Consider the following 25,438-nt stretch of genomic DNA (forward strand, 5'->3'; position numbering starts at 1 on the left):
GAGGAAATTATGGTTGATTCACAATCGATGGGTATGAACCCAGGCGGATTCTCTCTGGCTGGAGCAGTGGACTTGGAAGGTGTAAAGCGCAAAGCAGAAGCTCTTGCAAAACGAGAAGCGGCTGAAAAGTCAGGAAAACCTCAGTCTAAGATGCCGCCTGCTGGGGGATATGTGATTGATGTTAATGAACAAACTTTTCAGGCGATGGTTCAGACCTCTGTAAGTTTTCCAATTATTTTGCTTGTATGGCAAAAAAGCGATGAAACTTCTTACGATTTAGCACAAAAACTTGCGGATTCTATTACTGCGTTAGATGGCAGAATGCAACTTGCTCGTATTGATGCGGATGAAAGCCCATCAATTGCTCAAGCTTTACGTGCACAGCAGCTTCCAGCTGTATATGGATTGGTTGGAGGCAGGCCAATGCCTATTTGTCAGGGATTGCCTAGTGCAGATGAGTTGCAGCAGATTTGTAATGATATTCTGCCTCAGCTGGTTAAAGTTGCGGAAAAATCTGGTGTAGCTGGGATGGCTCCTTATGTTGATTCAGGTGATTCTGCAGGTGATTCTATGGATGCGTCAGGTGTTGGTGTAGGTGATGATTCTGCGGTTGCTGGCGACTCTTCTGACGTTCCGCCAGAACATAAAATTGCTCATGAGGCGGCTATGAATGGCGATTATGCTTTAGCAGCAAGTGAGTATGAAAAAGTATTGCAGGCTAACCCGAATGATTCTTTGGCATCTCGCGAACGCGCTAAAGCATTGCTTCTTGGCAGGAATACTAATACAAATGTTGATGCAGTTCGTAAGGCTGCTGGTGATAATCCTAGTGATGCTTCCGCTCAGCTTGCTGTAGCAGATGTAGATATGATTGATGGTCATATTGAAGATGCTTTTAGTAGGCTTCTTGATTTTCTTGCTGGTCATCGTGATAGTGCAGATGTGATCAAAGAACGTATGCTTGAGTATTTTGCGATGCTTCCAGCTGGAGATGAGCGTTTGAACCGTGCGCGTCGTCGCTTAGCAATTCTCCTTTATTGATTATGGATGATTGCACCTGATGGATAAAAAGTAAAAGAAAAGCCAAGATTCGCATTCGTGAGAAATATGCGATTCTTGGCTTTCTAGTAGCGGGGCATGGATTTGAACCATGGACCTCTGGGTTATGAGCCCAGCGAGCTACCGAGCTGCTCCACCCCGCGTCGGCTACTTTTAGCAGCTCTATCTACGATAGGTGCAAATTGTGATTTGTCAAGTTCTCGGCGTGTTTCTATTTGCTTTTTGTGTTGTTAGTCGCCAGCAACCGAAGATTTGTGTAATTTTTGTGCAAAATAAATACAACAAATAAATCTAAAAATAGTTTAATTCTAAACAGAAGTGGAGTACAATAAACAATTGGCTATAGACTTGCTAATTCTGTTATAAGTGCAAAACTCGTTATTAATCAACGATATGACTTAAATGTACGAACCAAGAGTAGAATCAGCTTTTTAGAGATGTATTTTCGTTTCGTACGCACGCCAACGAATAGATTTTCAGGATTTGCTGTTTATACAACTTAGCTTTTGATGGATTGGTATTAACCAGACGTGAGTAGCGATATAAACGACGCCTTATAAGGAGGAGCTGATGAGTGGAGCTATCGGAGTCTTAGCTGGCACTGTGAATTCGGCAGTATTGCTAGCTTCAGAAAGTCCAGAGTTGCCTAAGATTGATGAGTTTTTACCTCCGGAGATTTTGTTCCAAGGCACACCATTTGCAATGAACCGCATTATTTTAGTGCGTGTGCTTATGGCAGTGATCGTTATGATCGTTTTTGGAATTGGTGCTGCTCGTGCAAAGGTTGTTCCAGGTAGATTCCAAAGCGTGCTAGAAATCCTAATGGACTTTGTACGATACAACATTGTGTACGAGATGATTGGCGAAGAACGTGGCAAGCGTTACGTGCCAATGATGTCTACATTGTTCATAACAATTTTCTTCTTTAATCTTTGTTCTGTGATTCCAGGATTGAATATGGCTGCAACCGCAACCATTACTGGTCCGCTTGTATTTGCTTTATGGGTTGTATGCCAATATCTTATTGCTGGCATACGCGAAAAAGGTTTTTTGCGATTCTTCCGTGAAGCATTATTCCCAGCGGGCGTGCCATGGCCGATTTACTTTATTCTTTCGCCATTGCAGCTCATAGAATTAATAATTGTGCGACCACTTTCGCTTACAATCCGTTTGTTTGCGAATATGATTGCTGGCCATTTGCTGGTGGCCACTTGCTTAGTATTCACCAACTTCTTTGTGGTGGATTCCAGCAATAAACTCCTTGCCTTCGGCGGTGCATTATGGCTGCTTGGTGGCATTCTGTTTACCCTATTCGAAATTATGGTAGCAGGATTGCAGGCATTTATCTTTACCGTGCTTGCATCCGTCTACATTTCGGAAAGTTACCCAGAGGAAGAAGAAAAATCTGCTGTTGCTGTTGCATAGTGCATTAGCTTAACTCTCAGATTTTACACATCTTATGGGTTTATACTGGTTACTGTTTTAACAGAAAGGAAACCAATGAATAACATCATCGCTCTAGCAGGACTGATCGGTAACCTGAGCATTCTTGGCTTTGCTGTGGCAACAATCTCTCCTGCACTTGGCATGGCAATCGTTGTTGCTAAAGCTATGGAGTCCACTGCACGTCAGCCAGAAGTCGGAAACCGTATTCAGCTGTTCATGTTCGTTGGCTTGGCATTCATCGAGGTTCTGGGCTTGCTCGGATTCGTTGCCTACATTATGGGAAAATGAACCGAACGAAACAACTCGTTCCAGCACAAATATAAAAGTGTTGAAAGAATAGAAAGGACAAGCCATGGCACATTCATCTGAGAGTAATGGTTTGGCATTGTTCTTGCCTGAGCCTTACGACGTAGTGTGGTCGTTAGTTGTTTTGGTAATTCTTGCAGTGTTTTTCTACAAGTTCGTTATGCCTAAATTCCAGGCAATTCTCGATGAGCGTGCAGAAAAAATCGAAGGCGGAATGGCTAAAGCAGCAAACGCGCAGCGTGAAGCTGATGAGTTAAAGAGCCAGATGGAAGAAGAACTTGCACAAGCTCAAGCAGATGCCGCAAAAACTCGCGAACAGGCTCGCGCACAAGCTTCCAAGATTGTTGATGAAGCAAGACAGCGTGCCGAAAAGGACGCTGCGAAAATCATTAGCGAAGCTCAGCATTCCATTGAGGCTCAGCATAAGCACGCCATGACTAGCCTCCAAGGAGAGGTATCGGTACTCGCTGCAGCATTAGCTGGAAAGATTCTTGCGTCTAAGCTAGATGACGATACCGTAGGCTCCAAAATCATTGATCATGTTATTGATGAAGTGGGAGACGTTAAGAGTTCGGGTCAAAACAAGTAGTTAAAAGAGTAGCTAAAACGATTTTTTAGTATTGCTTAATTACTACTTAAGTTTTGCATGAATGAGGAGGTAAGGATGCCAGAAAAGGCATCGCGAGTAAGCGAAAACTTATCACGCTCTTCGCTTGCGCAAGCCATTTCAGATGCTCATGACGAAGCTCAGCGCATATCTGATGAGCTTTCGACAATGATGGATACATTGGAAAAGTATCCAGAGCTTTCTGACGCTATTACCGATCCAAATAGGTCTTCGGAAGATAAGTCACGACTGATTGACGAGCTTATTGGAGGTAAGGCGCATCCTGTTGTGCTGCGCATTATGCACTATCTTGTAGGTACTTGGCATGGCGGCGCCGAAAGCGGTAAAACGGGCAGCTTTGGAGGCGCATGGTCTGGTTTTGAGCGCGAAGCAGGCGAAACTTTGGTTACGGTTACAACCGCTCAGCCTCTTACGGATAAGCAAATCAAGCGTTTGATTGAGATTTACAGCAACAAGTTGGGTCATCGTGCCTACATAAACCCAATTGTGGATCCAAACGTGCTTGGTGGAATGCGTATACGTATTGGCGATCAAGTAACAGACCGCACAATGTTGATGCAGCTTAAGCAGTTGCAGCGTTCTGCGCGAAATGGTGCTTGGACACAGGCAGTGAAATAAGTTAAATAAGGAGAATTATGGCGGAACTATCTATTGATCCCGCCCTTATACGCAAGGCACTTGACGGGTTCGTTGACTCGTATAAGCCGGCAGACATGCCAACGCAAGAAGTTGGTTATGTTGTTACGGCTGGTGACGGCATTGCACACGTAGCTGGATTATCTGGCTGCATGGCAAACGAGCTGCTCACCTTCGAAAACGACACCCTTGGCTTAGCGTTTAACCTTGATGCTCACGAAATCGGCGTGGTTATTCTAGGCGATTTTACGGGCATTGAAGAAGGGCAGGAAGTTTACCGCACTGGCGAAGTGTTATCGGTGCCAGTGGGAGACGCCTATCTTGGTCGTACTGTAGACCCATTGGGTAATCCAATCGACGGTCTAGGTGCAATCGAGTGCAAGGAGCGTCGTATTCTTGAAGCCCAGGCTCCAGACGTGATCCATCGTCACCCTGTGGACGAGCCTTTGTCTACTGGTTTAAAGGCAATTGACGCAATGACGCCAATTGGCCGCGGTCAGCGTCAGTTGATTATTGGCGACCGTCAAACTGGTAAAACAGCAATCGCAATCGATACGATTATTAACCAGCGCACAAACTGGGAAAGTGGAGATCCAAAGAAGCAAGTCCGTTGCATTTACGTAGCAATCGGACAAAAGGGTTCAACAATCGCATCTGTACGTCAAAGCCTCGAAGAAGCAGGCGCTATGAAGTACACAACAATCGTTGCAAGCCCAGCTTCGGATTCTGCAGGTTTTAAGTACATTGCACCTTATACTGGTTCTGCAATCGGTCAGCATTGGATGTACAACGGCAAGCACGTTTTGATTGTTTTCGACGACTTGTCTAAGCAAGCAGAAGCATATCGTTCGATTTCTTTGCTTCTTCGTCGCCCACCTGGGCGTGAAGCGTATCCAGGCGATGTGTTCTATCTTCACTCTCGTCTGCTAGAAAGATGCGCAAAACTTTCTGACGATATGGGCGGCGGCTCAATGACTGGCTTGCCAATCATTGAAACCAAGGCAAATGACGTTTCTGCATACATTCCAACTAACGTGATTTCTATCACTGATGGTCAGATCTTCTTGCAGTCCGATTTGTTCAACGCAGGCCAGCGTCCAGCAGTCGATGTTGGTATTTCCGTGTCTCGTGTTGGTGGTGCTGCTCAGGCTAAGGCTTTGAAGAAGGTCTCTGGCATGCTTAAGATTTCTTTGGCTCGATACAAGTCTTTGGAATCCTTTGCAATGTTCGCTTCCGATTTGGATGCAGCTTCCAAGGCTCAGCTCACTCGTGGCGCTCGTTTAACCGAGTTACTTAAGCAGAAGCAGTTCTCGCCTCATTCTATGGAGCAAGAAGTTGTTTCTGTGTGGGCAGGCACTCATGGAAAGCTAGACGATATTCCTGTAAAAGACGTGCTTCGCTTTGAACGTGAGATGTTGGATTATCTCGATAAGGGAACCGACATTTTGCAAGTGATTCGCGATACTGAAGATTTCACTAAAGAAACAGAATCGAAGCTTGATGCTGCAATTGAGGACTTCCGTAGGATGTTTAAGACTTCTGCAGGTAAGCCTTTGATTGTTAAGGATTCTCTGCCTCCAGCTGAAAACCCTGCTCCAGTTGAAAAAGAGCAGCTTGTTGCAAAGCCGAAGTCGGATAATCGTGAATCTGAGGGGAAGTAGCGTATGTCCTCCCAACTTGCATTGAAATCGAGAATTATTTCCACACAGTCTTTAGGTAAAATCTTTAAGGCTCAGGAAATGATTGCGTCTTCTCATATAGCAAAAGCGCGTGATATCGCTCTAAATGCTAAGCCTTATAGCGACGCAATTTTCGATGCCGTGCAGGCGTTGGTAGCTCATCATGAAGCGAATATTAAGCATCCTATTTTTGGTAAAGAGCGTTCGGGTAATCGCGTAGCCGTGTTGGCGTTAACTTCAGACCGTGGCATGGCTGGCGCGTTTACGTCTTCGATTATTCGAGAAACCGAGGCGTTGCTCGCAAAGTTGGATGCGGAAGGAAAGCACGCTGAGCTGTACGTGTATGGTCGCCGTGGCGCAACCTATTACAAGTATCGTAATCGCGATGTTGCAGGCACTTGGGAAGGGTCTACTGATCATCCTGATGTGACTATTGCGGAGCGAATTTCCGATACTTTAATGGATGCGTATATGACTCCAGAAGAAGATGGAGGAGTTTCGGAGCTTTACATTGTATTCACCGAGTTTATAAACATGGTGAGGCAGAAGGTTCGTACGCTGCGCATGCTTCCAGTTGAGCTGGTTCCTTTAAAGGACGGCGAAGAGTTTGCTATGCATCGTCCAGATTACGAGGCAGCTTCTGGCCCTTCGGCTTCGCTTTCGTCTACGGGTGCGGTTTCGGCTCGAGAAGAAGCTGTTAGCCGCAGCAATCCGGACGCTGTGGAATATTGCTTTGAGCCAAGTCCAGGTGAAGTGTTGGATGCGGTTTTGCCAAAGTATATTCAATCGCGTATACACGAATGTTTGCTTACTTCTGCTGCTTCCGAAACAGCTAGTAGACAGAATGCTATGCATACGGCTACAGATAACGCCCGCAATTTGGTGGAGGATTTGACAAGAAAGCTTAATGCTTCTCGCCAGGCTTCCATCACACAAGAACTTACCGAGATTATCGGCAGCGCTGATGCGCTGAATAATGAGGAGGAATAGGAGCATATGGCTGAAGATCAGACCACAGCACCTCCAGAAGATGCAAAGGAAGCCGATCCAACGGCTGGTCGCGTAACCCGTGTTCAGGGTTCCGTGATTGACGTTGAATTCCCAGTCGGCTATCTGCCAGATATTTACAATGCTCTCAAAGTGGATATCAACACCGTTGGAAATACGGAGGGAGATACTGTTCACGAGATCACATTGGAAGTTGAGCAGCATCTTGGTGATTCCACTGTGCGTGCAGTGGCTTTAAAGCCTACGGACGGCTTGGTCCGTGGCGCTTTAGTTAGAGACACTGGTGGACCAATTTCTGTGCCTGTTGGCGATATTACTAAGGGTCATGTTTTTGACGTAACTGGTAACATTTTGAACGCTAAGCCAGGCGAGAACATTGAGGTTACTGAAAGGTGGCCAATTCACCGCAACCCACCTGCTTTCGATCAGCTTGAGTCCAAGACTCAAATGTTTGAAACTGGTATTAAGGTTATCGATTTGCTTACGCCTTATGTTCAGGGCGGAAAGATTGGTCTGTTCGGCGGCGCAGGCGTTGGTAAAACCGTGTTGATTCAGGAGATGATTCAGCGCGTTGCACAGAATCACGGTGGTGTGTCTGTGTTTGCTGGCGTTGGCGAACGTACTCGTGAGGGTAACGATTTGATTGGCGAAATGGCTGAGGCTGGCGTTTTGGAGAAAACAGCGCTTGTCTTTGGTCAGATGGATGAGCCTCCTGGGACTCGTCTTCGCGTGCCTCTTACTGCTTTGACTATGGCTGAGTATTTCCGTGATGTTCAGAATCAGGACGTGTTGCTGTTTATCGACAACATCTTCCGCTTTACTCAGGCAGGTTCTGAGGTTTCCACTTTGCTTGGTCGTATGCCTTCTGCAGTTGGTTATCAGCCAAACTTGGCGGATGAAATGGGTGCGTTGCAGGAGCGTATTACTTCTACGCGCGGTCATTCTATTACGTCGCTTCAGGCTATTTACGTGCCTGCAGATGATTACACCGATCCTGCACCTGCAACAACATTTACGCACTTGGACGCTACTACTGAGCTTTCGCGTGATATTGCGGCTAAGGGTATTTACCCAGCTGTGGATCCTTTGACTTCTACTTCGCGAATTCTTGATCCGCGTTATGTTGGTCAGGCTCACTATGATTGTGCTAATCGTGTGAAGGCTATTTTGCAGCGTAATAAGGAGCTTCAGGACATCATTGCTTTGATTGGTATTGATGAGCTTGGTGAGGAAGATAAGACCACTGTGAGCCGTGCTCGTAAGATTGAACAGTTCCTTGGTCAGAACTTCTATGTGGCTGAAAAGTTCACTGGTCGTCCAGGTTCTTATGTTCCAGCTGATGAGACCATTGAGGCGTTTACGCGAATTTGCAATGGTACTTACGATGAGATTCCTGAGCAGGCGTTCTCTGGCATTGGTGGTATCGACGATCTTGAGCGTCGTTGGCACGATATGAAGCAAGAGTTTGGTGCGTGATTATGGCAGAAAAGCAAGTGAAAACGCTGCACGTTAGTGTGGTTGCAGCCAGGCATCCTGTTTGGGAAGGCGATGCCAAGTTTGTGGTTATTCCTTCTGTGAATGGCACAATGGGTGTTCTTCCTGGGCATGAGGCTGTGCTTGCGTTGATTGATCACGGTTTTGTGAAGGTTGACGATTTGAAGGGCGTTCGTCATGTTTTTAAGGTGACTGACGGATTCTTTTCTGTTGACTCAGACAATATTACTATTGCTGTTGAGCACAGTTGTAACGTTGATAAAGACGGCAATGTGTTGCCTAACGCTAAAGTGATTTAATGTGATCTAAGTTAATCTAAGGCTGACTTTTGTAATAAGGTACGCTCGATAAGCAGGAGTTTGCGATTATTTATCGCGGCTCCTGCTTTTTTGTTTCTTTTATCCTGTTTTTGTTTCTTTTATCCCGCGTTTGTTCCCAAAATCGCGAAATACGTAAACAATCTCGGGCAAGTGTTCCCGCTTTTGTTTCTTTTATCCCGCTTTTGTTTCCAAAATTGCCAAATACGTAAACAAACGCGTGGAAGTGTTCCTGCTTTTGTTTACCAAATGGGTCAAAAAGGGAACAAACGCGGGAAGTTAATTGGGTGTGGTTGTTGGTGTGGTGTCGGCGTGTTGCGTGTGTGGGTTGTGTGGAATGTTGATTTTTCAATGGTTTTATAGTGTTAGTGTTCTTGCCTGAGTAGTTTCCTGAGAAAAGTCTGGGAAAATTCTTTAAAAACCTTGAAACAATGTGTTTTTACGGTTTTATTAGTGTTAATCCACAAATATTATTGTGAAAATAGTTTTTATCGTGGATTAGTTTGTGTGTAACATTATTTTTTTCTGTTTGTTTTGTGTGGTTGCCTCTTGACTTTTTTAAACGGGGGGGGGGTATGTTAATAAGCAAACGCCAGCTGCTCCTAGTTTTGGCTGGTGTTTAAACCACTATTCACGTGTTGTGGATTGTGGAGCAAATTTTTCTCTGCGCCACTAACGCAGAGGAGAAGAAGAAAGGAAATTAAAATGATGAATAAGAAGGCTATCGCCGCTTTCGCTGCTGGCGCTACTTTGCTTGCCGGCTTCGCAATGGCAACCCCAGCATTCGCTGCTGAGGGTACTGATGCTAAAACTGCTGATACTAAGGTTGATCCTGCTAAACTCAAGGAAGCAAAGGATAAGGTAGTAAAGGCTGAGCGTGAGGTAACTAAAGATACTGTCGCTCTTGAAGAAGCTCAAGAAGCTGCTAATAATGCTGAAGTCGTTTTAGCTAATGTTAAGGCTGCTAAGGATGATGCTGACAAGGCTAAGGCTGAGCAGGATAAGACTACTGCAGCTGATACAAAGGATAATTATTCCGCAAATCAAAAAAAGAAGATTGATGAGGCTAAGGATGCTGCTGATAAGGCTTTGCAAGAAGCTTTGAAAAAGGCAAAAGAAGACCTTAACAGTAGTACAGATTTTGCGGATTATGACGCCGTTAACACTAAAGTTAGTGGTATTAAGTCTGCTGTCTTTAGTGTCAAGGTTACTTTAGAAGAAGCTAAAGCAACCTTGACTGAGGCTAAAGCTGCTTTAGCTAAGCTTGAGGGCAAGAAAGTAACTCCTAAGAAGGATGATAAGAATACTCCTGTCAATCCACCTGTTCAGACTGCTGATCCAACTAAGTCTGCTGCTTCTGCTGAGTTGATGCGTACTCAGGTTGTGTTGGCTGAGGCTGATGCTACTAATAAGGATGCTCAGGAGAAGTTTGTTAAGTCTAAGGCTGGTTTTGAGGCTGCTAAGACTCAGATGGCTGCTTTTGATGCTCAGGTGAAGTCTGCTGCTGATCGTGAAGAGGCTCTTCGTGTGGCTGGTAAGACTGATACTGATGCTTACAAGGCTGCTGTTATTGATTTGAAGGCTGCTCAGTCTAAGGCTAATGCTTATAGGACTCATGAGTATGCCAATGCTGAGAAGGATTTCGGCGAGAAGAGTGGTAAGGCTTTGCTTGCTGCTGCTGCTTATAATGCTGCTCTTGTGAATTATCGTTCTGCTTATAATAAGGCTGTTGAGGTTGAGGCTTCTGCTGTTAAGGGCTTTGCTGATCCTAACACTTTGAACCCAGTTTCTACTGATTTCCCTGCTGCTCCTGCTGCTGCTAAGGCTGAGGCTAAGAAGGTTGAAGCTAAGGCTGAGGCTAAGGCTCAGGCTGCTCCTGCTGCTGCCGCTGGTAATAAGGCCGCTGCTGCTAAGGGTGAGCTTGCTGGTATGGGCGCCAAGGGTGGCAATGGTCATGGTAAGGCTGGCGAGAAGCTTGGTAATGCTGGTGTTGGTGTTGCTTTGACTGCTTTGGCTGCTTCTATGCTTGCTGGTATGGGTGCTGCTGTTCGCAAGATGCGTCACTAAGTTAAAAGGTTTGCGTTGAGCGTGTGATACGCGTGTTGTTTTTTCTTCACGCGTATCACAAGCTTTCAAATAGTGGCTTGGGTTTCGTGTGGTTTGCCGAAAATTTCCTTTTCTTACCATATGGAGTTTGGGTTGCTGTTTGATTGTGCTTGATGCTTGTTGCTGGTTGGTTGTTTCCCGCTAGGGACGGGATTCTTCCTTCTGGTTTTAAGGGTTTGTTAGATTACTTCTAACAAACCCTTTTTATGTTTTGTGTGTTTTATGTAGTATTTTCGTTTCTTTTATCCCGCATTTGTTCCCAAAATCGCCAAATACGTAAACAAACGCGGGAAAGTGTTCCTGCTTTTGTTTACCAAATGTGTCAAAAAGGGAACAATCTCGGGAAAGTGTTCATGCTTTTGTTTCTTTTATCCTGCGTTTGTTCCCAAGATCGTCAAATACGTAAACAAACGCGGGGAAATCGCTCGCGCGTTACAGCGCGCTCACGTCTTCGCTGCACGTAAAGTCCACTGGACTTTACGTTTGAGCGGCTCAGCGAATCTAGGTGACTTCTCGCGCTACGCTTTAATCTCGAAGACCCTTTTCTTTATGCGTGCATGCCACTGCTGCGTTGTCTACGCCGAAACAAGCGGTGTGATGTTGCAGATGCTGCCTATGTTTCTATAGCGCGTTTTTGCAAAAATGTAGGTATAGATGAGTATTTTTTGCACGCTATACCTTCATTTTGCCAAAATGTCGGTATAGAACATGGCTTTCTGTAAACTATGACGACATTTTGCTATTTTGTGGCTTTTGGGGGGATATTGTTGCGGTTTTTGATGATTGATAGAGTGTTTGGTATTGGGAGTGAGGAAAGCGATGTTTAGGAATGTAATGGCGATTGAGCGCGCGCTTGGAACGGGGACTATTATCTCTAGCAGCGTGCCGATTGCGCAGCGAGTTGAGCAGCGGATTCGCGCTTTTGTTGACGAGTACGAATCGGTGCTTTCGCGCTTTCGTGCAGATTCGCTTGTTTCGCGCATGGCTCGTGTGGAGCATGGCGGCGAGTTTGAGTTTCCAACGTGGGTGCAGCCGCTTTTTGCTCTTTATAGCGAGTTTTACGCTGCCACTCGCGGAGCTTTCGACGCTTGTATTGGCGCGGATTTGCTTGCACTTGGATACGATAATTCTGTGCAATTCGTTCCAGAGTCGGCAGCTAGCGCGAGTGATGATAGTGACAGCTGGGCTGATTACCGCAGCGCTTTGCCAGTTACGTGGGCAGATATTTCGCGAGATAGCGGCGGCACAACGCTTTGCACAAATCAGCCAGTGCAGCTTGATTTTGGTGCAGCTGGAAAAGGCTATTTTGTGGATCTTGTAACGCAGATTATTAAAGAGGAGCTTGGTGAGGAGCTTCATGCGGATTTTGATTTTTTGGTAAACGCTGGTGGCGATATGCGCGCTTGCTTTAGCAAAGAGAATAGTCAAATAAAAGTGGCTCTGGAAAATCCTTTTGACACAACTAAAGCAGTTGGAGTGGCGTCAATCGCAAGCGGGGCGCTGTGTGCTTCGTCTAGTGCAAGAAGGCGTTGGAAAGTAAAAGACGCAAATGGCTTTGAGTCTAATTTAATTGCGACTCACTTAATTAATGCGCTTGACGGCATTCCTGCTTGCGATTTATGTGCAAGTTGGGCGTATGCGCCTAGCAAAACTTGCGATTTTCCAACGGCTTATGCCGACGCGATTGCAAGTGCGTTGTTTGTATCGCAAGAAAACTATTTGCAAAAAATCGTGCAAAATGTTGGCGCTGAGTTTGCTGTAATGCAGCCAAATCATGTGCTTCGCAAAACGGCCGCCTTCCCAGCGCGCTTTTTTGCTGACTAATGCTGATTGCTCAAAGATAATTATCATTATCAATATCATTTTGTAATATTTGCGAGTTTTTTTGCGCCGAACTATATCAATCTACCTGATATATCGATATTATGTTCATGGGGTTACTTGCGAAGCGACTTTAAACAGAATAAAAACGGGAATAAAAACCGTGCAAAAGCCGCCAAAAAATTTGAACGATTAAAACTAAACGAAAATAGAAAAAATTGTGTGCGCTCAATGGGGGGATAGAGCCAAAGGAGATATGGAGACATTATGCGCGAGTGTGCAAAAGCGCGCCAGAAAGTTGCGAGCGCATCGGCATTTTTGTTGTCAATATGCATTTTAATAAGTTGCGCAATGGGAGTAGTCGGATTAGTAGGATTAGTTGGCGAGCCAACCATAGCCTACGCAACTGACGCTGACAAAACCTACAACAGTTGGTCAGATGTTTCTTCAGCAGTTACAAGCCAAATAGAACAAGGTAAAAACGAATACAATAGTGCAAATATGGCAGGAGCTGCAACCAGATTCCAAGCTGCATACAACTCAGTATACGTAGCATCCAATTTCATAACCGTTGTTCGAGACACAATTGGGCAAGATAAAGTGCAGTCGCAAAGTGACCAGTTCCAGCAACTGCAAACTTTGGTATATCAACAAAATCAAAGCGCACGGATTAGTGAAGTGGCATCTGCGCTAGAAGCAGACGTTGCGCAAAGTGCATCTCAATTAGACGCAAACGCAAGTCTAGATAAGCCGAATGTTTATGCAGCCAAGTTGCGCGCGCAAATCGCAAAAGAGCGTAAAAAGCTCGACGCAGCAAAAAAGAAAAATCTTGGGCGAAACGGCAGAACTTGGAGCCAAGTAGCGCGAGAAATGAACGTTATACTAGATAAATCTGCATCAACGTACAAAGCAGCAAAAGGAAACAAGCAAGAAGTTGCCAAAGCTGTTGATTTAGTGAACGAAGCCTATTACCAATATTACGAAAAGCTCGGTTTTGAGAAGAATGTGATGAACGCAATAAGCGGAAGCAGAGTAAGCACTGTTGAATACCAGTTCAAAGAGTGCAGACAGGCTATGAACAATGGCAAAACATTTGAGCAAACAAAAAAGTTCGTGACCGATCTTAAATCAATGCTTGTTGAAGATGCGGCAAAACTAGACGGAGGAGCGACGTCTAACTCCAATCCGTTCATGCAATTTATAACGAGCTCCTTTGGACAGGCTTTTATAATTTTGCTACGTGAAGGATTAGAAGCGCTGCTGGTTGTCGCCGCAATAATTGCATATTTGATTAAATCTGGGCACAAGCACATGGTTAAGTACATTTACATGGGGCTTGTTGCTGGAATCATAGCTTCGCTTATTGTTGCTGCGCTATTTGGATTGTTGTTTAACGGCTCTGGCCCGCAGCAAGAAATCACTGAAGGCGTTGTAGCACTGTTTGCAATGCTTATGCTGCTGTATACAAGCAATTGGATGATTTCAAGGTCTTCTGTGCAAGCTTGGAACGAGTATATTCGCAACCAAACGACGGCAGCAGTTTCTAAAGGAAGCCTGATTTCTCTAGCACTGTTAAGCTTCCTAGCAGTGTTTCGTGAAGGTGCAGAAACTGTAATCTTCTACCAAGCGATTTTTGCCGTATCAAGTGGAGCAGACTCCATGATCTGGGGCGGATTTGTGGCTGCAGCCGCTGTTTTGGTTGTAATCTTCCTGCTAATTCGCTTTGCATCCGTTCGCATACCAATTCGCCCATTCTTTACAGGAACCAGCGCTCTAATGTGCATCCTAGTGGTGATTTTTGCTGGCGGCGGCGTACACGCGCTTATAGAGGGTGACGCAATCGCTGGAGTTTATATTCAAGGCTTGCCAACTAACGATTGGCTTGGATTCTATCCGTACGTTGAAACGATTTCAGCACAAGTTGTAGCTGCAATCGTGGTTATTGCACTGCTATGCGTGTCTATTTTGCGCACACACAAGTCGCCAGCAACCGTTCGCGGATAAGTCAAAACTAAAAATCAAAACTAAAAATCAAGCAATAATAAACAAATAATTAACTAACAGAAAAGGTTAGATATGAAGAACAAAAAGATGATTGCAATCGCAGCCTTGGCGCTCGCAGGAATGCTAACTCTTACGGGTTGCGGTGCAAATGGAAACGCAGCAAAGTCTGCGTCAAAGCCACAAGCATCCGAGCAGAAGGCTGACGACAAGGGCGGAGACAAGGGCTTTGAAGAGGTTCCAGTTGGACCTAACCAAGACCAGAACATTGGCCCACTTACGATTGGCGCCGTGTACTTCCAGCCAGTCGATATGGTTCCAGCAGGCATGGGCTTAAAGGCAAGCGAGGCAAGCTTCCACCTTGAGGCTGATATTCACGCAAACAAGGAAGGCACAAAGCTTGGCTACGGTAAGGGCGAGTTTATTCCAGATTTGACTGTAAATTATCAAATTATTGATAAAGCTAGCGGCGACGCTGTTGTAAAGGGTACGTTTATGCAAATGAACGCTTCCGATGGCCCACACTACGGCGCAAATGTTAAGCTCGATAAGGCTGGAAACTACAAGTTGGTGCTTTCTGTTGAATCGCCAGAAAAGAAGGGCTGGATGCTTCACGTAGATCCTGCTACGGGCGTGACTGGCCGATTCTGGACTGAGCCAATTACTGCTACATTCGACGATTGGAAGTACACTCCACGTCAGTGGTAGTTTTGCCAGTGGTAGTTTGTGAATAAAAACAACAAATAAATAATGCATAATGCATAATCAAAAAACAAAAATAAGTAAATAAAAAAACAAAAATAATATGTAAACAGTAAAGGAGGGAGACATGCTCAGGCTGTTCGTTACGGTACTTCCAGGGCTGCTCCCTCTTGCGCTGCTTACAATGGGATTAAGCGCAACTCTAAGCGTTGGCGAGGGGCGAGATAAGCCAATCAGCTCCCGCTGGCGACTTTTCGGCTTGATTTTTGGAACAGTTGCGGCGCTTGTTTTTGCATTCTTGCGCGCAAGCGTGGTGATTAATCAGCGCAATTTTGTGAATCTTCCAGCGCTTTGCATTGCCGTTCCGTTAGATATTGCAACAATCGCTTGTGTTGCTGCATCCGGAAAAACGGTTGCAAAATGGCGCAAAAATCCGCGGCCCTTGCACATAAGCAATGCAATTAGTGCGCTATGCCTAGCGTTTACAGTGTTTTACGCGCTCCCAGACGTGATTTTGCAGCTTACGATTTTCGTTGACTCCAGCACGCCTCCGTTTACTTCCGATATGCTTCTTCGCGCACTAGGATTTATTCTTGGCGCGGCTGCTGCGATTTGCATAAGTCTTATGGTTAGGTCTTTGCGCACAACCTCCAGTAAAATCGCCTTTAAAATCGCAATTATTCTAAGCATGATAATCTTGCTAATTCAGCATTTAACGTCTTTGTTGCAAATTATGCAAGGAAGTATTTTGCTGTATATAGACGATTTTTCGTTCAGCATTCTTGTTTGGCTTATAAACAATGCTCCGCTTATGATTATGGCGCAAATCTGCGTGTTTTTGATTCCTGCATTTGTGTCTATTGTAATTGGTTTTAAGACGCCTGTAGTTGGAGAAAATCCTGCACAAATCCGCGCAAAGCGAGCGTTTAAGCGCAAGTCTAGAAGGTCCGCGCTTGCAGCTCTTTTGGCTGCAATCGTAGTGATACTTACTCTTACTGCTGGCGTATCTCTTATGAATATTAAACCAACTCTTACGCCTCCAGAACCGTATGAGTTGCACGATGGCGTAGCAACAATCAACTTTGTTCAAATTAGCGATGGCCACTTGCATCGATTCCAATACAAAGCTAAAGATGGCACTGTTATGCGCTTTATAATCATCAAGAAAAATGGTGGAGCGTATGGCGTGGGCTTGGATGCTTGCGAAAATTGCGGCGATGCAGGTTACTACGAAAAAGATGGCAAGATAATATGCCGAAAATGCGATGTTGCAATAAACTTGGCGACTATTGGGTTTAAGGGCGGATGCAACCCGATTCCATTCCCGTACAAGGCTGGTGGCGGCAAAATTACCATTCACACAGCCGATTTAGATGTGCTTAGCTCGCACTTTAAGTAGGAGTGCTTGCAAATGTTTATGATTCGAATGGTTGCGCGATCTCTTGCAAGGCAGATTAAAAAGCGAGTTCTTATAGCGATTGTTGTGTGCTTGAGTGCGTGTGTAAGCGTGGCAATGCTTAGTGTTGTTTACGACGTTGGAGACAAAATTAACGCGGAGCTTAGCTCTTACGGATCCAATATTATTGTTCAGCCTAAGTCGAATGCTGTTGTGAACGACTTGTATGCTTCTCGCACAAAGTCGGCTTATAGTAATTCGCAATCTTCTCAATCTTCGCAAACTTTGGCTGATGCGGAAAGTCAAGAATCTACCGCTTTTTTGAAGGAATCGGATGCTGCAAAAATCAAAATGATTTTTTGGGCTTTTAACATAACAAATTTTGCGCCAAAACTAACGATTTACGCAAATCTTAAAGCAAATTCTTCCGCTGAATCTACTAATTCTTCTGAATCTACTAATTCCGCTAATTCCAATAAATCTGCTAATTCAGTAGTTCCGATTGTTGGCACTTGGTTTAATCGCAAGCTTGCGCTCGCTTCTGGAGAGACAACAGTTGTTGGTGTGCAAGGAATGCGGTCTTGGTGGAAGATGATTGAAGGCAGATTCCCACGAGATTTTAAGCGTGAAGCCGCTGTTGGCACAAATCTTGCTAAAAGTCATAATCTAAAAGTTGGTCAGCGAATAAAACTAACACGCTCTGGCAGACAAATGTCACTTAAAATTGTTGGCATCTACGATTCTGGAGATAGCGACAATAACGCGATTTACGCGGATTCTAGCGAAGCTCAAAGCCTTGCAAATAAGCCAAATATGGTTGAGGCGATTGAAGTTAAAGCATTGACTACGCCAGAAAACGATTTAGCGCGTAAAGCAGCTAAGAATCCAGCGGCTCTTAGCCAAGAAGAGTGGGAGACTTGGTATTGCACGGCTTACCCAAGCTCGATTACTTACCAGATTGAAGAAGTGATTCCAGGAGCTGTTGCAAAGCAAGTGCGGCAAGTTTCGGCTATGCAAGGCAGCGTGCTTAACAAGACGCGCGCTGTGATGGTGCTTATGACGGCGCTTAGCTTGGTTGCGGCGGCTGTTGCGGTTGCAAATCTTATGGCGGCTGCGATTTCGGAGCGCTCGGGGGAGCTTGCGCTGCTCAAGGCGCTGGGTGCGCGCGATGGCGCTGTTGCGAGGCTAATGCTTATGGAAACAGCGGTTATTGCGTGCGTTGGTGCGCTTATTGGCATGATTGCAGGCTTTGGAGTTGCGCAAGTGATTGGATTTGGCGTGTTTGGTTCTGCGATTTCGCTTCGACCAATGGTGTTTGTGCTGGTGTTTGTGCTTCTTGCGATTACTGTTCTTGCTGCCGCTGGCTCTTCTATTCGCTCTATTTTGCATGTGCGTCCTGCGGAGGTGCTTCATGGGCGTTAAATCTGGTTCGGGTATGACTTCTAATAGCGCAATGTTTGCAACTATGCTTTTTGGCGCGGTTTTTCGCCGAAAGTCGCGTGCGCTTATGGCAGTAGTTGCCACTCTTGTTGGTGCTGCTACGCTGTTTTGTTTGGCTGCAATTTGCATTGTTGTTCCTCAACAAATGAGTGACGAAATGCGCGCATATGGAGCGAATATTATTGTGACGCCTATTGCAGGCGAGTGGAAAAATGGCATTGATCGCGCAATGGTTTTGCACACTAACGACATGGTTCTTGCAAAAGGCGCTATGCGATCTGCTACGTACCGTTACGAAAATGTGCGCATTAATGCAGCTCCGTACGTGCTTGCTGGAGTAGATGTTTCTGCTGTTAAGTCGCTTAACAAGCATTGGAATGTGGACGGCGCTTGGCCTAGCAGTGGAAACGTTATGGTTGGGCGAGATGTGTCTCTTGCTATGGGCTTGAAGATTGGTTCGCGCATTGCAATCGCGTATCGCGCTGGCGATAATTCCTCGGATTCGCATAAGCCTGCGCAAAAGTCGCAAGATAAGTCGCAAGATAATCAAGCAGATAATCAAACGGAAAAGTCCTCTCAAAATAAGCTTGTTGAAGGCAGAGTTTCCACAGATATTATGGATACTCACGGCACAACTTTCCGCGTTTGCGGCATTCTAGACACGGGAGACGCCGAAGATTCCATGCTTTACGCAACTAACGCGGATTTGCGCGCGCTTACAGGCGTTAAGCGCGGTGCGGACGTGATTGCTTACTCGTCTTCTGCGCCGAGCGTAGATGCTGTTGTGCGCAGCATTAACGATATGACTTCTATGCGTGTTCGTGCGCAACAAGTTACTAAAGTTACAGCGGCAGATACTGGAATTATTGCTATGCTTCGCAGCCTATTTTGGATTGTTTCGCTGGTTGTTCTTGCGTTGATGATGGTTGGCGTAAGTACTACGATTTCTTCGATTGTGCAGCAGCGCCGAAATGAGATTGGCTTGCGCAAAGCTTTGGGTGCGAGTGCTAAGAGCATTGGCATTGAATTCACTGCGGAATCTGGGCTTTATGGCTTTATTGGCGGAATCGCTGGTACAGCAGTAGGGTATGGTTTTGCGCGCTTGCTTGCGTCAATGGTGTTTTCTAGAGATTTGAGCGTGAATTGGTGGCTGGTGGCGTTTTCTATTGTGTTTAGCGTTGCAGCGTCTTGCGTTGCTGCGTTGCCGCCTGTTTTGCGCGCTTCAAAAATCGACCCTGCGATTGTGCTTCGAGAAGAATAGCTTTTATAGTGTTTTTGGAGTGATTTTAGAATGTTTTTAGAATGTTTAGTTAAGGATTTTTAAGGATTTAATATGGCAGAGAATGTAGAAAATAGGCAGGAAAATACAGATTCCAAGCCAGAAATGCTGTTGACTTTGGACCACGTTTCCAAGATTTACGGCTCTCTTCGCGCTGTTGACGATTTGTCGCTTACTGTGCCGCAAGGCGAGTGGCTTTCGATTGTTGGCTCGAGCGGCTCTGGCAAAACTACGCTAATGAACATTATTGGGTGCATGGATTCGCCGTCTAAAGGCTCTGTTGCTTTGCAAGGCCGCAAACTCGAGGATTTGAACGCGGGCCAGCTTGCAGACGTTCGCAAAAACGTAATCGGTCTTGTGTTTCAAAAGTTTTATCTTGTGCCACATTTAACAGCCGTAGAAAACGTGATGGTTGCGCAATACTATCATTCAGTTGTAGATGAATCGCAAGCAATGGAAGCCTTGGAACGCGTGGGATTAAAGGACCGTGCGCATCATTTACCAAGCCAGCTTTCTGGCGGTGAGCAGCAGCGCGTGTGCGTTGCGCGTGCTCTTATTAACTGCCCGAAGTTACTTCTTGCGGACGAGCCGACTGGTAATTTGGACGAAAAGAATGAGCAGATTGTACTCGACTTGTTTAAGCAGCTTCATTCCCAGGGCACTACGATTATTGTTGTAACGCACGATTCTTTGGTTGCTCAATGCGCGGATCGTGAAATTATGCTCAACCACGGTGTGCTTGTTGGGGAGCGTTGGAATAATGAGGTTGCGCGCAAAGAGTACGAGGCGATTGGTGGCAAGCCTGCGTTTACGAGTGCACATGTTGATGAAAGCGTTGCGCAATCTTTGCAAAATCATGAGCCTACTAAGTCGCCTAAATTAGCGAATTTAAATGATTAGTTGCGTATAGTTTTAATTTAAGATTTAAAGGCGATGACTTATGATTTTAGACAATATGTTTCACAATGTTTCACACTGCAACAATTTGCGTGATGATTTGAAGTCTAAAAAAATTGCAAAAACGGTTGCTGCGATTGCGGTTTTAGCTAGCTCAAGTGCGCTTCTTGCATCTTGCGGCGAGCCGAGTGCTGTGCCGATGAACGATGAGTTTGCAGGAAACTCTGGTCAAAGCGAAAACGATAGTGGCAATGCTTCGAAATCTTATGATTCTGGCGCTAAACAATCGCATGCTTCCGCGCAAAGTGAGGATTCGCAGAATCAGCAAAATCAGCAGAATCAGCAAAATTCTCCTAAAACAGACACTGGCAATTACAAAGATGGCGATTACAAAATCAAAGCTAAGTATGGGCCAGTTGCAGAAGATAGCATTGATGTGAATTTAAGCGTTACAAATGGAAATATTAGCAGTGTGCAAATAACGTCTCATCCGTTTACGCCAATCTCCAAAAAACACATGAGCGCTTTTAGTGAGGCTATTCCAGGAAAAATCGTTGGAAAACCGTTAAAAGATTTGCATATTTCGGTTGTTGCTGGAGCAAGTTGGACTAGTGATGCCTTCAACAAAGCGCTTGACGTTGCTCGCCAAGAGGCTTCAATCGCATCCGCGCAATAATCTTGAACCACCTTACTTTATTAATATAATCGTGATTATAATAATCGTGATTATATTGTTGAATATTTGCATGTAATTAATAGGGGCTAGTAGTGCAGTTATTTGCAATACTAGCCCCTATTTTGTTTGTTTTTCTTATGAAATTATTACTTATTTATTTTTATGCGCTTTAATTGTGCTATGACTCCAGCAAGTCCAAACGTTAAAATTGCAGAAAAAGCAGTTAGTAATATCGAGCTTCCTGTTTTTGGAAGTTGGTTATTCCCATTTTTGCGTTTTTCTACGATTTTATTATTTGGATTTTCTTTTGGTAGTGTCGTAGGGTTTTGTGTTTTTTCTGGAGTCGGCTTATGCTTTGGCCACGGTGTCGGTTCTGGAACAGGTGTTGGTTCAGGAACAGGCGTTGGTTCAGGAACAGGCGTTGGTTCAGGAACAGGCGTTGGTGGTGTAGGTGGCGTAGGTGGCGTTGGAGGAGTTTGTGGATCATATTCTACGGTGAGAGAAATATCATTAGCACTTGCTGTTGCGTCAGAGTTCTTCCCGTCGTTTGTCTGTGAGCCATTCCAAGTAAAGTCAAATAATTTCGTTTTTCCATTAAACGTTGCAGCTGCGTGGAAGTAGCCTGTCACTGTTCCAACAATTGTAGCTTTTCCGGAGAAATCTTGGTTTATCTTTATTCCTGTAATAGTGATTTTCATTGCGTCGCCAAGATTTGTTTGTACTGCTGTCTGCAATGCTGCATACGTCGTAATGCCAGATTTCAAATTAATAGTGACTGTTACAGTCTTGTCTTTAACTTGCACATCCTGGATAGCAAAAGTATCTGAGAACCCATCGAGCTTAAGTGTATCTTTTGTGATATTGTCAGGCAGCGTTAAACCGTCTGGAATGGTAAATGTTGCCATGAACGAAGATGTCATATCGCTGAGAGTAATATTGCTATAATTCTCCTTTTTCACTGTTTTAAAAGTATTTTCTATCGTCTTCATTTGTTCTTTTACTACTGAAGCTGTGATTGTGCCAGTGAAATCAATAGTTTGTCCTGGAGTAACTTTATACGCTGTAGTTGCTGTGTTATCGCCAGTTAATAAATCTGCAGGAAGATTAATATCCTCCTGTTGTATTTGTTCAACGTTTGGATTAATCTTCCACTTAAGGTAGAAGGTAAGATCATCGTTCACTCGTAAATTGTCATCAATACTAGCTTTTTCAGTTCCATTCTTGTCTTTGAACCAGTAGTAATAATCTGTGCTATACACATACCCAAAGAATGAGTTTTCTTTTTTCTCATTTATTAAATTATAGTATTTGCGCGTAGCAAGTTTCGTATAATTTGTGTCTGAATCAGAAGCTGCTTTGCCGCTAATGCCAGGAGTGTCTATATTGACATTATCATCCAAGCTTTTCATAAGATTGATTAGCGTCTTGTTTTCACTAAATTTTGCTGTTTTCTTCACAACGGCAACTTCTCCGCCGCGCTTATCTTTTTTAATCTCAAATACTTTTTTATTTGTCTTAAAGATACTGCTATCGGAGAAAGTTCCGCCATTTGCAGAGAATTTTACTGTAAATTCTTTTTCTTCCCAATTCGCATATAAGTCAATTAAGTTTTTACCCTTTAATATAGAAATATTGCTACCTTCTTTTACGGTCTTTCCTTTACCGTTTTTCTCTGTGGTCCAACCCTTGAAGACCATTCCTTTGCGGGCAAATTTTGCATTATTCTTAATAACTTCTCCGAATGAAAGAACTTTGCTAGTGCGTTTTGAATTAGTTTCACTAACAAGGTATGTTGCATCATCTTGAGCACAATTATGGTAGCGAACAGCATAAGATGAGGAATCTTTTTCCCACTTTGCGTACACTGTTGTGTCGCTTTTAATTATCATTTTTTCAGTAAATTTTTGCTCGCTATGCTGAGCGTTTTTGCAGAACCACCCGAGGAACTTATATCCAGGAGCAATTGGATTTGCTGGTACTTCAGTACTTCCTCCTGCCACTGTTTTTGCAAAGTTTAATGCGTAACCGCGTATAGCAAGGGATTCTTTTGCTTTAGTTGAAGAGTCAGAGAATATAGCTCCTTTAGCTTTTTTAGAATCCTCAGCTTTTGTATCATTGAGCTCAAATGTCACTTTTGCTGCTGGAACCCATACGTGCTTTTCGTTATCTTTAGAAGCTTTATTAACTGAGTATATGTAGGTATTTCCTTTTTTGTTAATTGGTTTTATCTCATTCACAGAACTATCAGCAAGAGTAAAGAGACTTAGCTTTTCGTTACCGTTTTCTTCACCGTTTACAGGAACAGTGCTTCCCTTGTTGCTGTGATATCCAGGAGCATATGTAACCATGTGTGAGCCTCCAGTCACAACATAGTTATTTCCTGTTCCAGCTCCACCGTCTGCATTTTTACTTGCTGGACTATCTATTAAGCAGTCTCCCTTAAGTTCAATAGATCCACTGTTTTGAGCTCCAAAAAGCGCTCCACTATTTTTTCCATCACCTTTGATTGTAGAATTGGTGAGAATTACTTTTCCGCTATTTACATTTAACCCGCCAGCGCCACCATTATTAAATTCAAGAGTAGAGTTGGTAACGGCTAATTTTCCATTTGATATTCCAACGGAAATGCCTGCAGTAGATCCTGCATTAGCAACAATTCGTGAATTATTGGTAACAGTTGAGTCGCCTTGAATTGTTAAACCAGTTGAGTGTCTCCAACCAATTTTATTAATCACAAACTCCGAATTGTCCATGTTTAATTTGTTTACATAGTATGACATTCCGAAGCCTGCTACAGTAAGTGAAGAATTTTTCAAAGTTAAATCATATGCGTCAAACCATGTGCGAATTTGTGATTTAACGTTAATAGTAGCATTTTCGAAAGTAATACCATCAGCATAAAAACCTGTATTACATTTGTCATCAGCAGTAATTTTTAATTTATCTTTGCTTGTGCCTTTTACTGTTCCCGCAAGGTAAATTCCGTGACTGTCTTCTACTGCGTTATCTTTGAAAGTGTATGTGCCATCTGTAATAAGAGAGCCTTTTTCCGCTGTAAGAGCTACCTTAAATGCAGTCATTTTCAATTCGCCGTCACCGCGAAGTGTGGAACCAGATTTCAGCGTGATTCCATCGTTGGTATTATTTGAGCCTGTTATTGTGGCGCCGGATTTATCGATAGAAAGTGTAATGTCTTGTGGAATTTCTACAGGTGTATTAAGTGAAAAATTGCCTTTAATGGTAATATTTGCAGGTTTTTGTGCAGTTTTTTCAAGAGCTTTTTGAATAGTTTTTAATGGCTTACTTTCAGATCCATCGTTTGTGTCTGATCCGTTTGTGCCATCTACAACAAGTTGTGTTTTTGGAGCTGGGTTAGTTACGGTCACTTCTGTTGATGGGGGGGGGTAATAGCTAATGCACTTATTGGATATACAGAAAGTAGCGACATTGCTGCAATGATAGTTGAAGCAGTAAGTATGCGCATGCCTTTATATTTATTATTTCTTCTCATTGTTAGCTCCATATTGTCCGCTGAAGTTGGGCGCTAGTTAATGCATCGTATTAATACAGTTTCTACACTATACCTGTAGAAGGTAAAAGTATACTCGTATTTGTATTAAATACAATAGTTTATAAATATTTGCATAATCTAATTAATAGTGCAATAGTAGCTGTGCTGTGTTTATAACTGTAGAATGTTGAATATTTCATATAAAATATTCTCATGCAAATTCTTTTTTTGGACGAGAGTGGAACCGCTCCTAAACGTGATGCTGTAGAGCAAAATCCTTATTTTGTTTTGGGCGGATTAGTCATTCCAGAATCGCAATGGAAATCATTACAAAGTAATCTGCATGGATTAAAAAAGAAATATGGGATTGAGGGGGAAGTTAAGTGGCGTTATTTCATTAATCATCCATTAAGCAACAAGACCACGCCTCTTTCTAATTTGAGTGTTAATGAATTGAATGAATTGCGTGAGAATCTGTTTAAGCTGATTTCGGAAAATGAAGATTTTAAAATTATTGCTGCTGTAGTGAACACTAAGGAGTATTACGATAAATATAAAGATGGCAATGCTGAAAATATGTATCACACTGCGTTTGAAAAAATATGTGAACGTTTTCAGTATTATCTTCAAGATTTAAGTAAAAATGCTGGTACAAAAGTTTATGGAATGATAGTTATTGATGCTCGTAATAGTAAACAAAATAAGCAACTTGATGATTTCCATTTTGATCTACTCAATAATCATGACTCACATCGAGCTGATTATAACAATCTAATTGAAGGATTATTTATAGCAGCTTCTCATCACAGTGTAGGTGTGCAGTTTGCAGATTTAGTTGCAGGAGCAGTTTATAGAAAATGTTCTAAAAGAGATTCAACTTTTTATAATATGATAAGAAATAACGTTCGTAGAAATAGTCAAGGTAAAGCGGAAGGATTTGGAGTAGTGGCTGTACCTAGTGGCAGCCGTATTATTGAAAATTGAAATAATAAAAATAGACGCCGTGTTGAAGATTAACCTCAAACCTACAATATGG

The 25,438-nt window shown here is 43.7% G+C and carries 20 protein-coding genes and 1 tRNA gene; 19 read left to right on the forward strand and 2 right to left on the reverse strand.

The genetic code is table 11. The features are described 5' to 3' along the window. The first annotated feature begins 9 nt into the window (after window positions 1-9). Entirely contained in the window at window positions 10-1,041 is a 1,032-nt protein-coding gene (locus ACJV45_RS01110; RefSeq protein ID WP_419397465.1) for a tetratricopeptide repeat protein, read from the forward strand. An 87-nt stretch (window positions 1,042-1,128) separates the two neighbouring features. On the opposite strand, the gene ACJV45_RS01115 is transcribed toward ACJV45_RS01110, so the two are convergent. Beyond that, window positions 1,129-1,202: transfer RNA gene (locus ACJV45_RS01115), tRNA-Met, on the reverse strand. A 427-nt stretch (window positions 1,203-1,629) separates the two neighbouring features. Here ACJV45_RS01115 and atpB point away from each other — a divergent pair. The 17 genes from atpB (at window position 1,630) to ACJV45_RS01200 (ending at window position 20,891) form a co-directional block, all read left to right on the forward strand. Next, entirely contained in the window at window positions 1,630-2,484 is an 855-nt protein-coding gene (gene atpB / locus ACJV45_RS01120) for a F0F1 ATP synthase subunit A (protein WP_004574496.1), read from the forward strand. 75 nt (window positions 2,485-2,559) lie between these two features. Then, window positions 2,560-2,793 carry an ATP synthase F0 subunit C gene (atpE, locus tag ACJV45_RS01125; protein ID WP_004114197.1) on the forward strand — a complete coding sequence of 78 codons (234 nt, stop codon included), beginning with the start codon at window positions 2,560-2,562 and terminating at the stop codon, window positions 2,791-2,793. 64 nt (window positions 2,794-2,857) lie between these two features. Continuing rightward, window positions 2,858-3,400, forward strand: a complete 543-nt coding sequence (locus ACJV45_RS01130; RefSeq protein WP_004114198.1) for a F0F1 ATP synthase subunit B — start codon at window positions 2,858-2,860, stop codon at window positions 3,398-3,400. 75 nt (window positions 3,401-3,475) lie between these two features. Beyond that, window positions 3,476-4,057 carry a F0F1 ATP synthase subunit delta gene (locus tag ACJV45_RS01135; RefSeq protein ID WP_004114200.1) on the forward strand — a complete coding sequence of 194 codons (582 nt, stop codon included), beginning with the start codon at window positions 3,476-3,478 and terminating at the stop codon, window positions 4,055-4,057. A gap of 17 nt (window positions 4,058-4,074) precedes the next feature. After that, on the forward strand, window positions 4,075-5,736 hold the full coding sequence (gene atpA / locus ACJV45_RS01140; RefSeq protein WP_004120483.1) for a F0F1 ATP synthase subunit alpha: 1,662 nt from the start codon (window positions 4,075-4,077) through the stop codon (window positions 5,734-5,736). Between the two features lie 3 nt (window positions 5,737-5,739). Then, the gene (locus ACJV45_RS01145; protein WP_009993535.1) at window positions 5,740-6,744 is read left to right on the forward strand and encodes a F0F1 ATP synthase subunit gamma; all 1,005 of its coding nucleotides are present in this window, start codon (window positions 5,740-5,742) and stop codon (window positions 6,742-6,744) included. 6 nt (window positions 6,745-6,750) lie between these two features. Further along, window positions 6,751-8,238 (forward strand): F0F1 ATP synthase subunit beta, encoded by a 1,488-nt coding sequence (atpD, locus tag ACJV45_RS01150; RefSeq protein ID WP_004120484.1) that lies wholly within the window; start codon window positions 6,751-6,753, stop codon window positions 8,236-8,238. A gap of 2 nt (window positions 8,239-8,240) precedes the next feature. Beyond that, complete coding sequence (locus ACJV45_RS01155) at window positions 8,241-8,555, forward strand: F0F1 ATP synthase subunit epsilon (RefSeq protein ID WP_004120485.1); 315 nt, start codon at window positions 8,241-8,243, stop codon at window positions 8,553-8,555. A 723-nt stretch (window positions 8,556-9,278) separates the two neighbouring features. Then, window positions 9,279-10,640 (forward strand): hypothetical protein, encoded by a 1,362-nt coding sequence (locus ACJV45_RS01160; protein WP_419397466.1) that lies wholly within the window; start codon window positions 9,279-9,281, stop codon window positions 10,638-10,640. An 858-nt stretch (window positions 10,641-11,498) separates the two neighbouring features. After that, a complete protein-coding gene (locus ACJV45_RS01165; protein WP_415690493.1) occupies window positions 11,499-12,503 on the forward strand; it encodes an FAD:protein FMN transferase in 1,005 nt (334 codons plus the stop codon). A 264-nt stretch (window positions 12,504-12,767) separates the two neighbouring features. Further along, the gene (locus tag ACJV45_RS01170; protein ID WP_415690492.1) at window positions 12,768-14,504 is read left to right on the forward strand and encodes an FTR1 family iron permease; all 1,737 of its coding nucleotides are present in this window, start codon (window positions 12,768-12,770) and stop codon (window positions 14,502-14,504) included. A 72-nt stretch (window positions 14,505-14,576) separates the two neighbouring features. Continuing rightward, a complete protein-coding gene (locus tag ACJV45_RS01175) occupies window positions 14,577-15,209 on the forward strand; it encodes an iron transporter (RefSeq protein ID WP_004124412.1) in 633 nt (210 codons plus the stop codon). 121 nt (window positions 15,210-15,330) lie between these two features. After that, on the forward strand, window positions 15,331-16,602 hold the full coding sequence (locus ACJV45_RS01180) for a Fe-S-containing protein (protein ID WP_419397467.1): 1,272 nt from the start codon (window positions 15,331-15,333) through the stop codon (window positions 16,600-16,602). A 12-nt stretch (window positions 16,603-16,614) separates the two neighbouring features. Further along, a complete protein-coding gene (locus tag ACJV45_RS01185; protein ID WP_004122750.1) occupies window positions 16,615-18,021 on the forward strand; it encodes an ABC transporter permease in 1,407 nt (468 codons plus the stop codon). Beyond that, a complete protein-coding gene (locus tag ACJV45_RS01190; protein WP_419397468.1) occupies window positions 18,011-19,300 on the forward strand; it encodes an ABC transporter permease in 1,290 nt (429 codons plus the stop codon). Before ACJV45_RS01185 ends, ACJV45_RS01190 begins: the two co-directional genes overlap by 11 nt. A gap of 72 nt (window positions 19,301-19,372) precedes the next feature. Further along, on the forward strand, window positions 19,373-20,218 hold the full coding sequence (locus ACJV45_RS01195; RefSeq protein WP_419397469.1) for an ABC transporter ATP-binding protein: 846 nt from the start codon (window positions 19,373-19,375) through the stop codon (window positions 20,216-20,218). A 40-nt stretch (window positions 20,219-20,258) separates the two neighbouring features. Next, on the forward strand, window positions 20,259-20,891 hold the full coding sequence (locus tag ACJV45_RS01200) for an FMN-binding protein (protein WP_419397470.1): 633 nt from the start codon (window positions 20,259-20,261) through the stop codon (window positions 20,889-20,891). 146 nt (window positions 20,892-21,037) lie between these two features. On the opposite strand, the gene ACJV45_RS01205 is transcribed toward ACJV45_RS01200, so the two are convergent. Beyond that, entirely contained in the window at window positions 21,038-24,277 is a 3,240-nt protein-coding gene (locus tag ACJV45_RS01205; RefSeq protein ID WP_419397471.1) for an InlB B-repeat-containing protein, read from the reverse strand. 338 nt (window positions 24,278-24,615) lie between these two features. On the opposite strand from ACJV45_RS01205, the gene ACJV45_RS01210 reads away from it, so the two are divergent. Continuing rightward, window positions 24,616-25,386 carry a DUF3800 domain-containing protein gene (locus tag ACJV45_RS01210; RefSeq protein WP_016812092.1) on the forward strand — a complete coding sequence of 257 codons (771 nt, stop codon included), beginning with the start codon at window positions 24,616-24,618 and terminating at the stop codon, window positions 25,384-25,386. The last annotated feature ends 52 nt before the right edge of the window (window positions 25,387-25,438 follow it).

Origin of the sequence: Gardnerella lacydonensis (assembly GCF_048545055.1) — a bacterium.
Taxonomy (GTDB): Bacteria; Actinomycetota; Actinomycetes; order Actinomycetales; family Bifidobacteriaceae; genus Bifidobacterium; species Bifidobacterium vaginale_C.

Excerpts from the sequence above, each read along its gene's own strand:
- ACJV45_RS01110 (WP_419397465.1), top strand. The coding sequence starts at position 10 with ATGGTTGATTCACAATCGATGGGTATGAACCCAGGCGGATTCTCTCTG.
- atpB (WP_004574496.1), top strand. The coding sequence starts at position 1,630 with ATGAGTGGAGCTATCGGAGTCTTAGCTGGCACTGTGAATTCGGCAGTA.
- atpE (WP_004114197.1), top strand. The coding sequence starts at position 2,560 with ATGAATAACATCATCGCTCTAGCAGGACTGATCGGTAACCTGAGCATT.
- ACJV45_RS01130 (WP_004114198.1), top strand. The coding sequence starts at position 2,858 with ATGGCACATTCATCTGAGAGTAATGGTTTGGCATTGTTCTTGCCTGAG.
- ACJV45_RS01135 (WP_004114200.1), top strand. The coding sequence starts at position 3,476 with ATGCCAGAAAAGGCATCGCGAGTAAGCGAAAACTTATCACGCTCTTCG.
- atpA (WP_004120483.1), top strand. The coding sequence starts at position 4,075 with ATGGCGGAACTATCTATTGATCCCGCCCTTATACGCAAGGCACTTGAC.
- ACJV45_RS01145 (WP_009993535.1), top strand. The coding sequence starts at position 5,740 with ATGTCCTCCCAACTTGCATTGAAATCGAGAATTATTTCCACACAGTCT.
- atpD (WP_004120484.1), top strand. The coding sequence starts at position 6,751 with ATGGCTGAAGATCAGACCACAGCACCTCCAGAAGATGCAAAGGAAGCC.
- ACJV45_RS01155 (WP_004120485.1), top strand. The coding sequence starts at position 8,241 with ATGGCAGAAAAGCAAGTGAAAACGCTGCACGTTAGTGTGGTTGCAGCC.
- ACJV45_RS01160 (WP_419397466.1), top strand. The coding sequence starts at position 9,279 with ATGATGAATAAGAAGGCTATCGCCGCTTTCGCTGCTGGCGCTACTTTG.
- ACJV45_RS01165 (WP_415690493.1), top strand. The coding sequence starts at position 11,499 with ATGTTTAGGAATGTAATGGCGATTGAGCGCGCGCTTGGAACGGGGACT.
- ACJV45_RS01170 (WP_415690492.1), top strand. The coding sequence starts at position 12,768 with ATGCGCGAGTGTGCAAAAGCGCGCCAGAAAGTTGCGAGCGCATCGGCA.
- ACJV45_RS01175 (WP_004124412.1), top strand. The coding sequence starts at position 14,577 with ATGAAGAACAAAAAGATGATTGCAATCGCAGCCTTGGCGCTCGCAGGA.
- ACJV45_RS01180 (WP_419397467.1), top strand. The coding sequence starts at position 15,331 with ATGCTCAGGCTGTTCGTTACGGTACTTCCAGGGCTGCTCCCTCTTGCG.
- ACJV45_RS01185 (WP_004122750.1), top strand. The coding sequence starts at position 16,615 with ATGTTTATGATTCGAATGGTTGCGCGATCTCTTGCAAGGCAGATTAAA.
- ACJV45_RS01190 (WP_419397468.1), top strand. The coding sequence starts at position 18,011 with ATGGGCGTTAAATCTGGTTCGGGTATGACTTCTAATAGCGCAATGTTT.
- ACJV45_RS01195 (WP_419397469.1), top strand. The coding sequence starts at position 19,373 with ATGGCAGAGAATGTAGAAAATAGGCAGGAAAATACAGATTCCAAGCCA.
- ACJV45_RS01200 (WP_419397470.1), top strand. The coding sequence starts at position 20,259 with ATGATTTTAGACAATATGTTTCACAATGTTTCACACTGCAACAATTTG.
- ACJV45_RS01210 (WP_016812092.1), top strand. The coding sequence starts at position 24,616 with ATGCAAATTCTTTTTTTGGACGAGAGTGGAACCGCTCCTAAACGTGAT.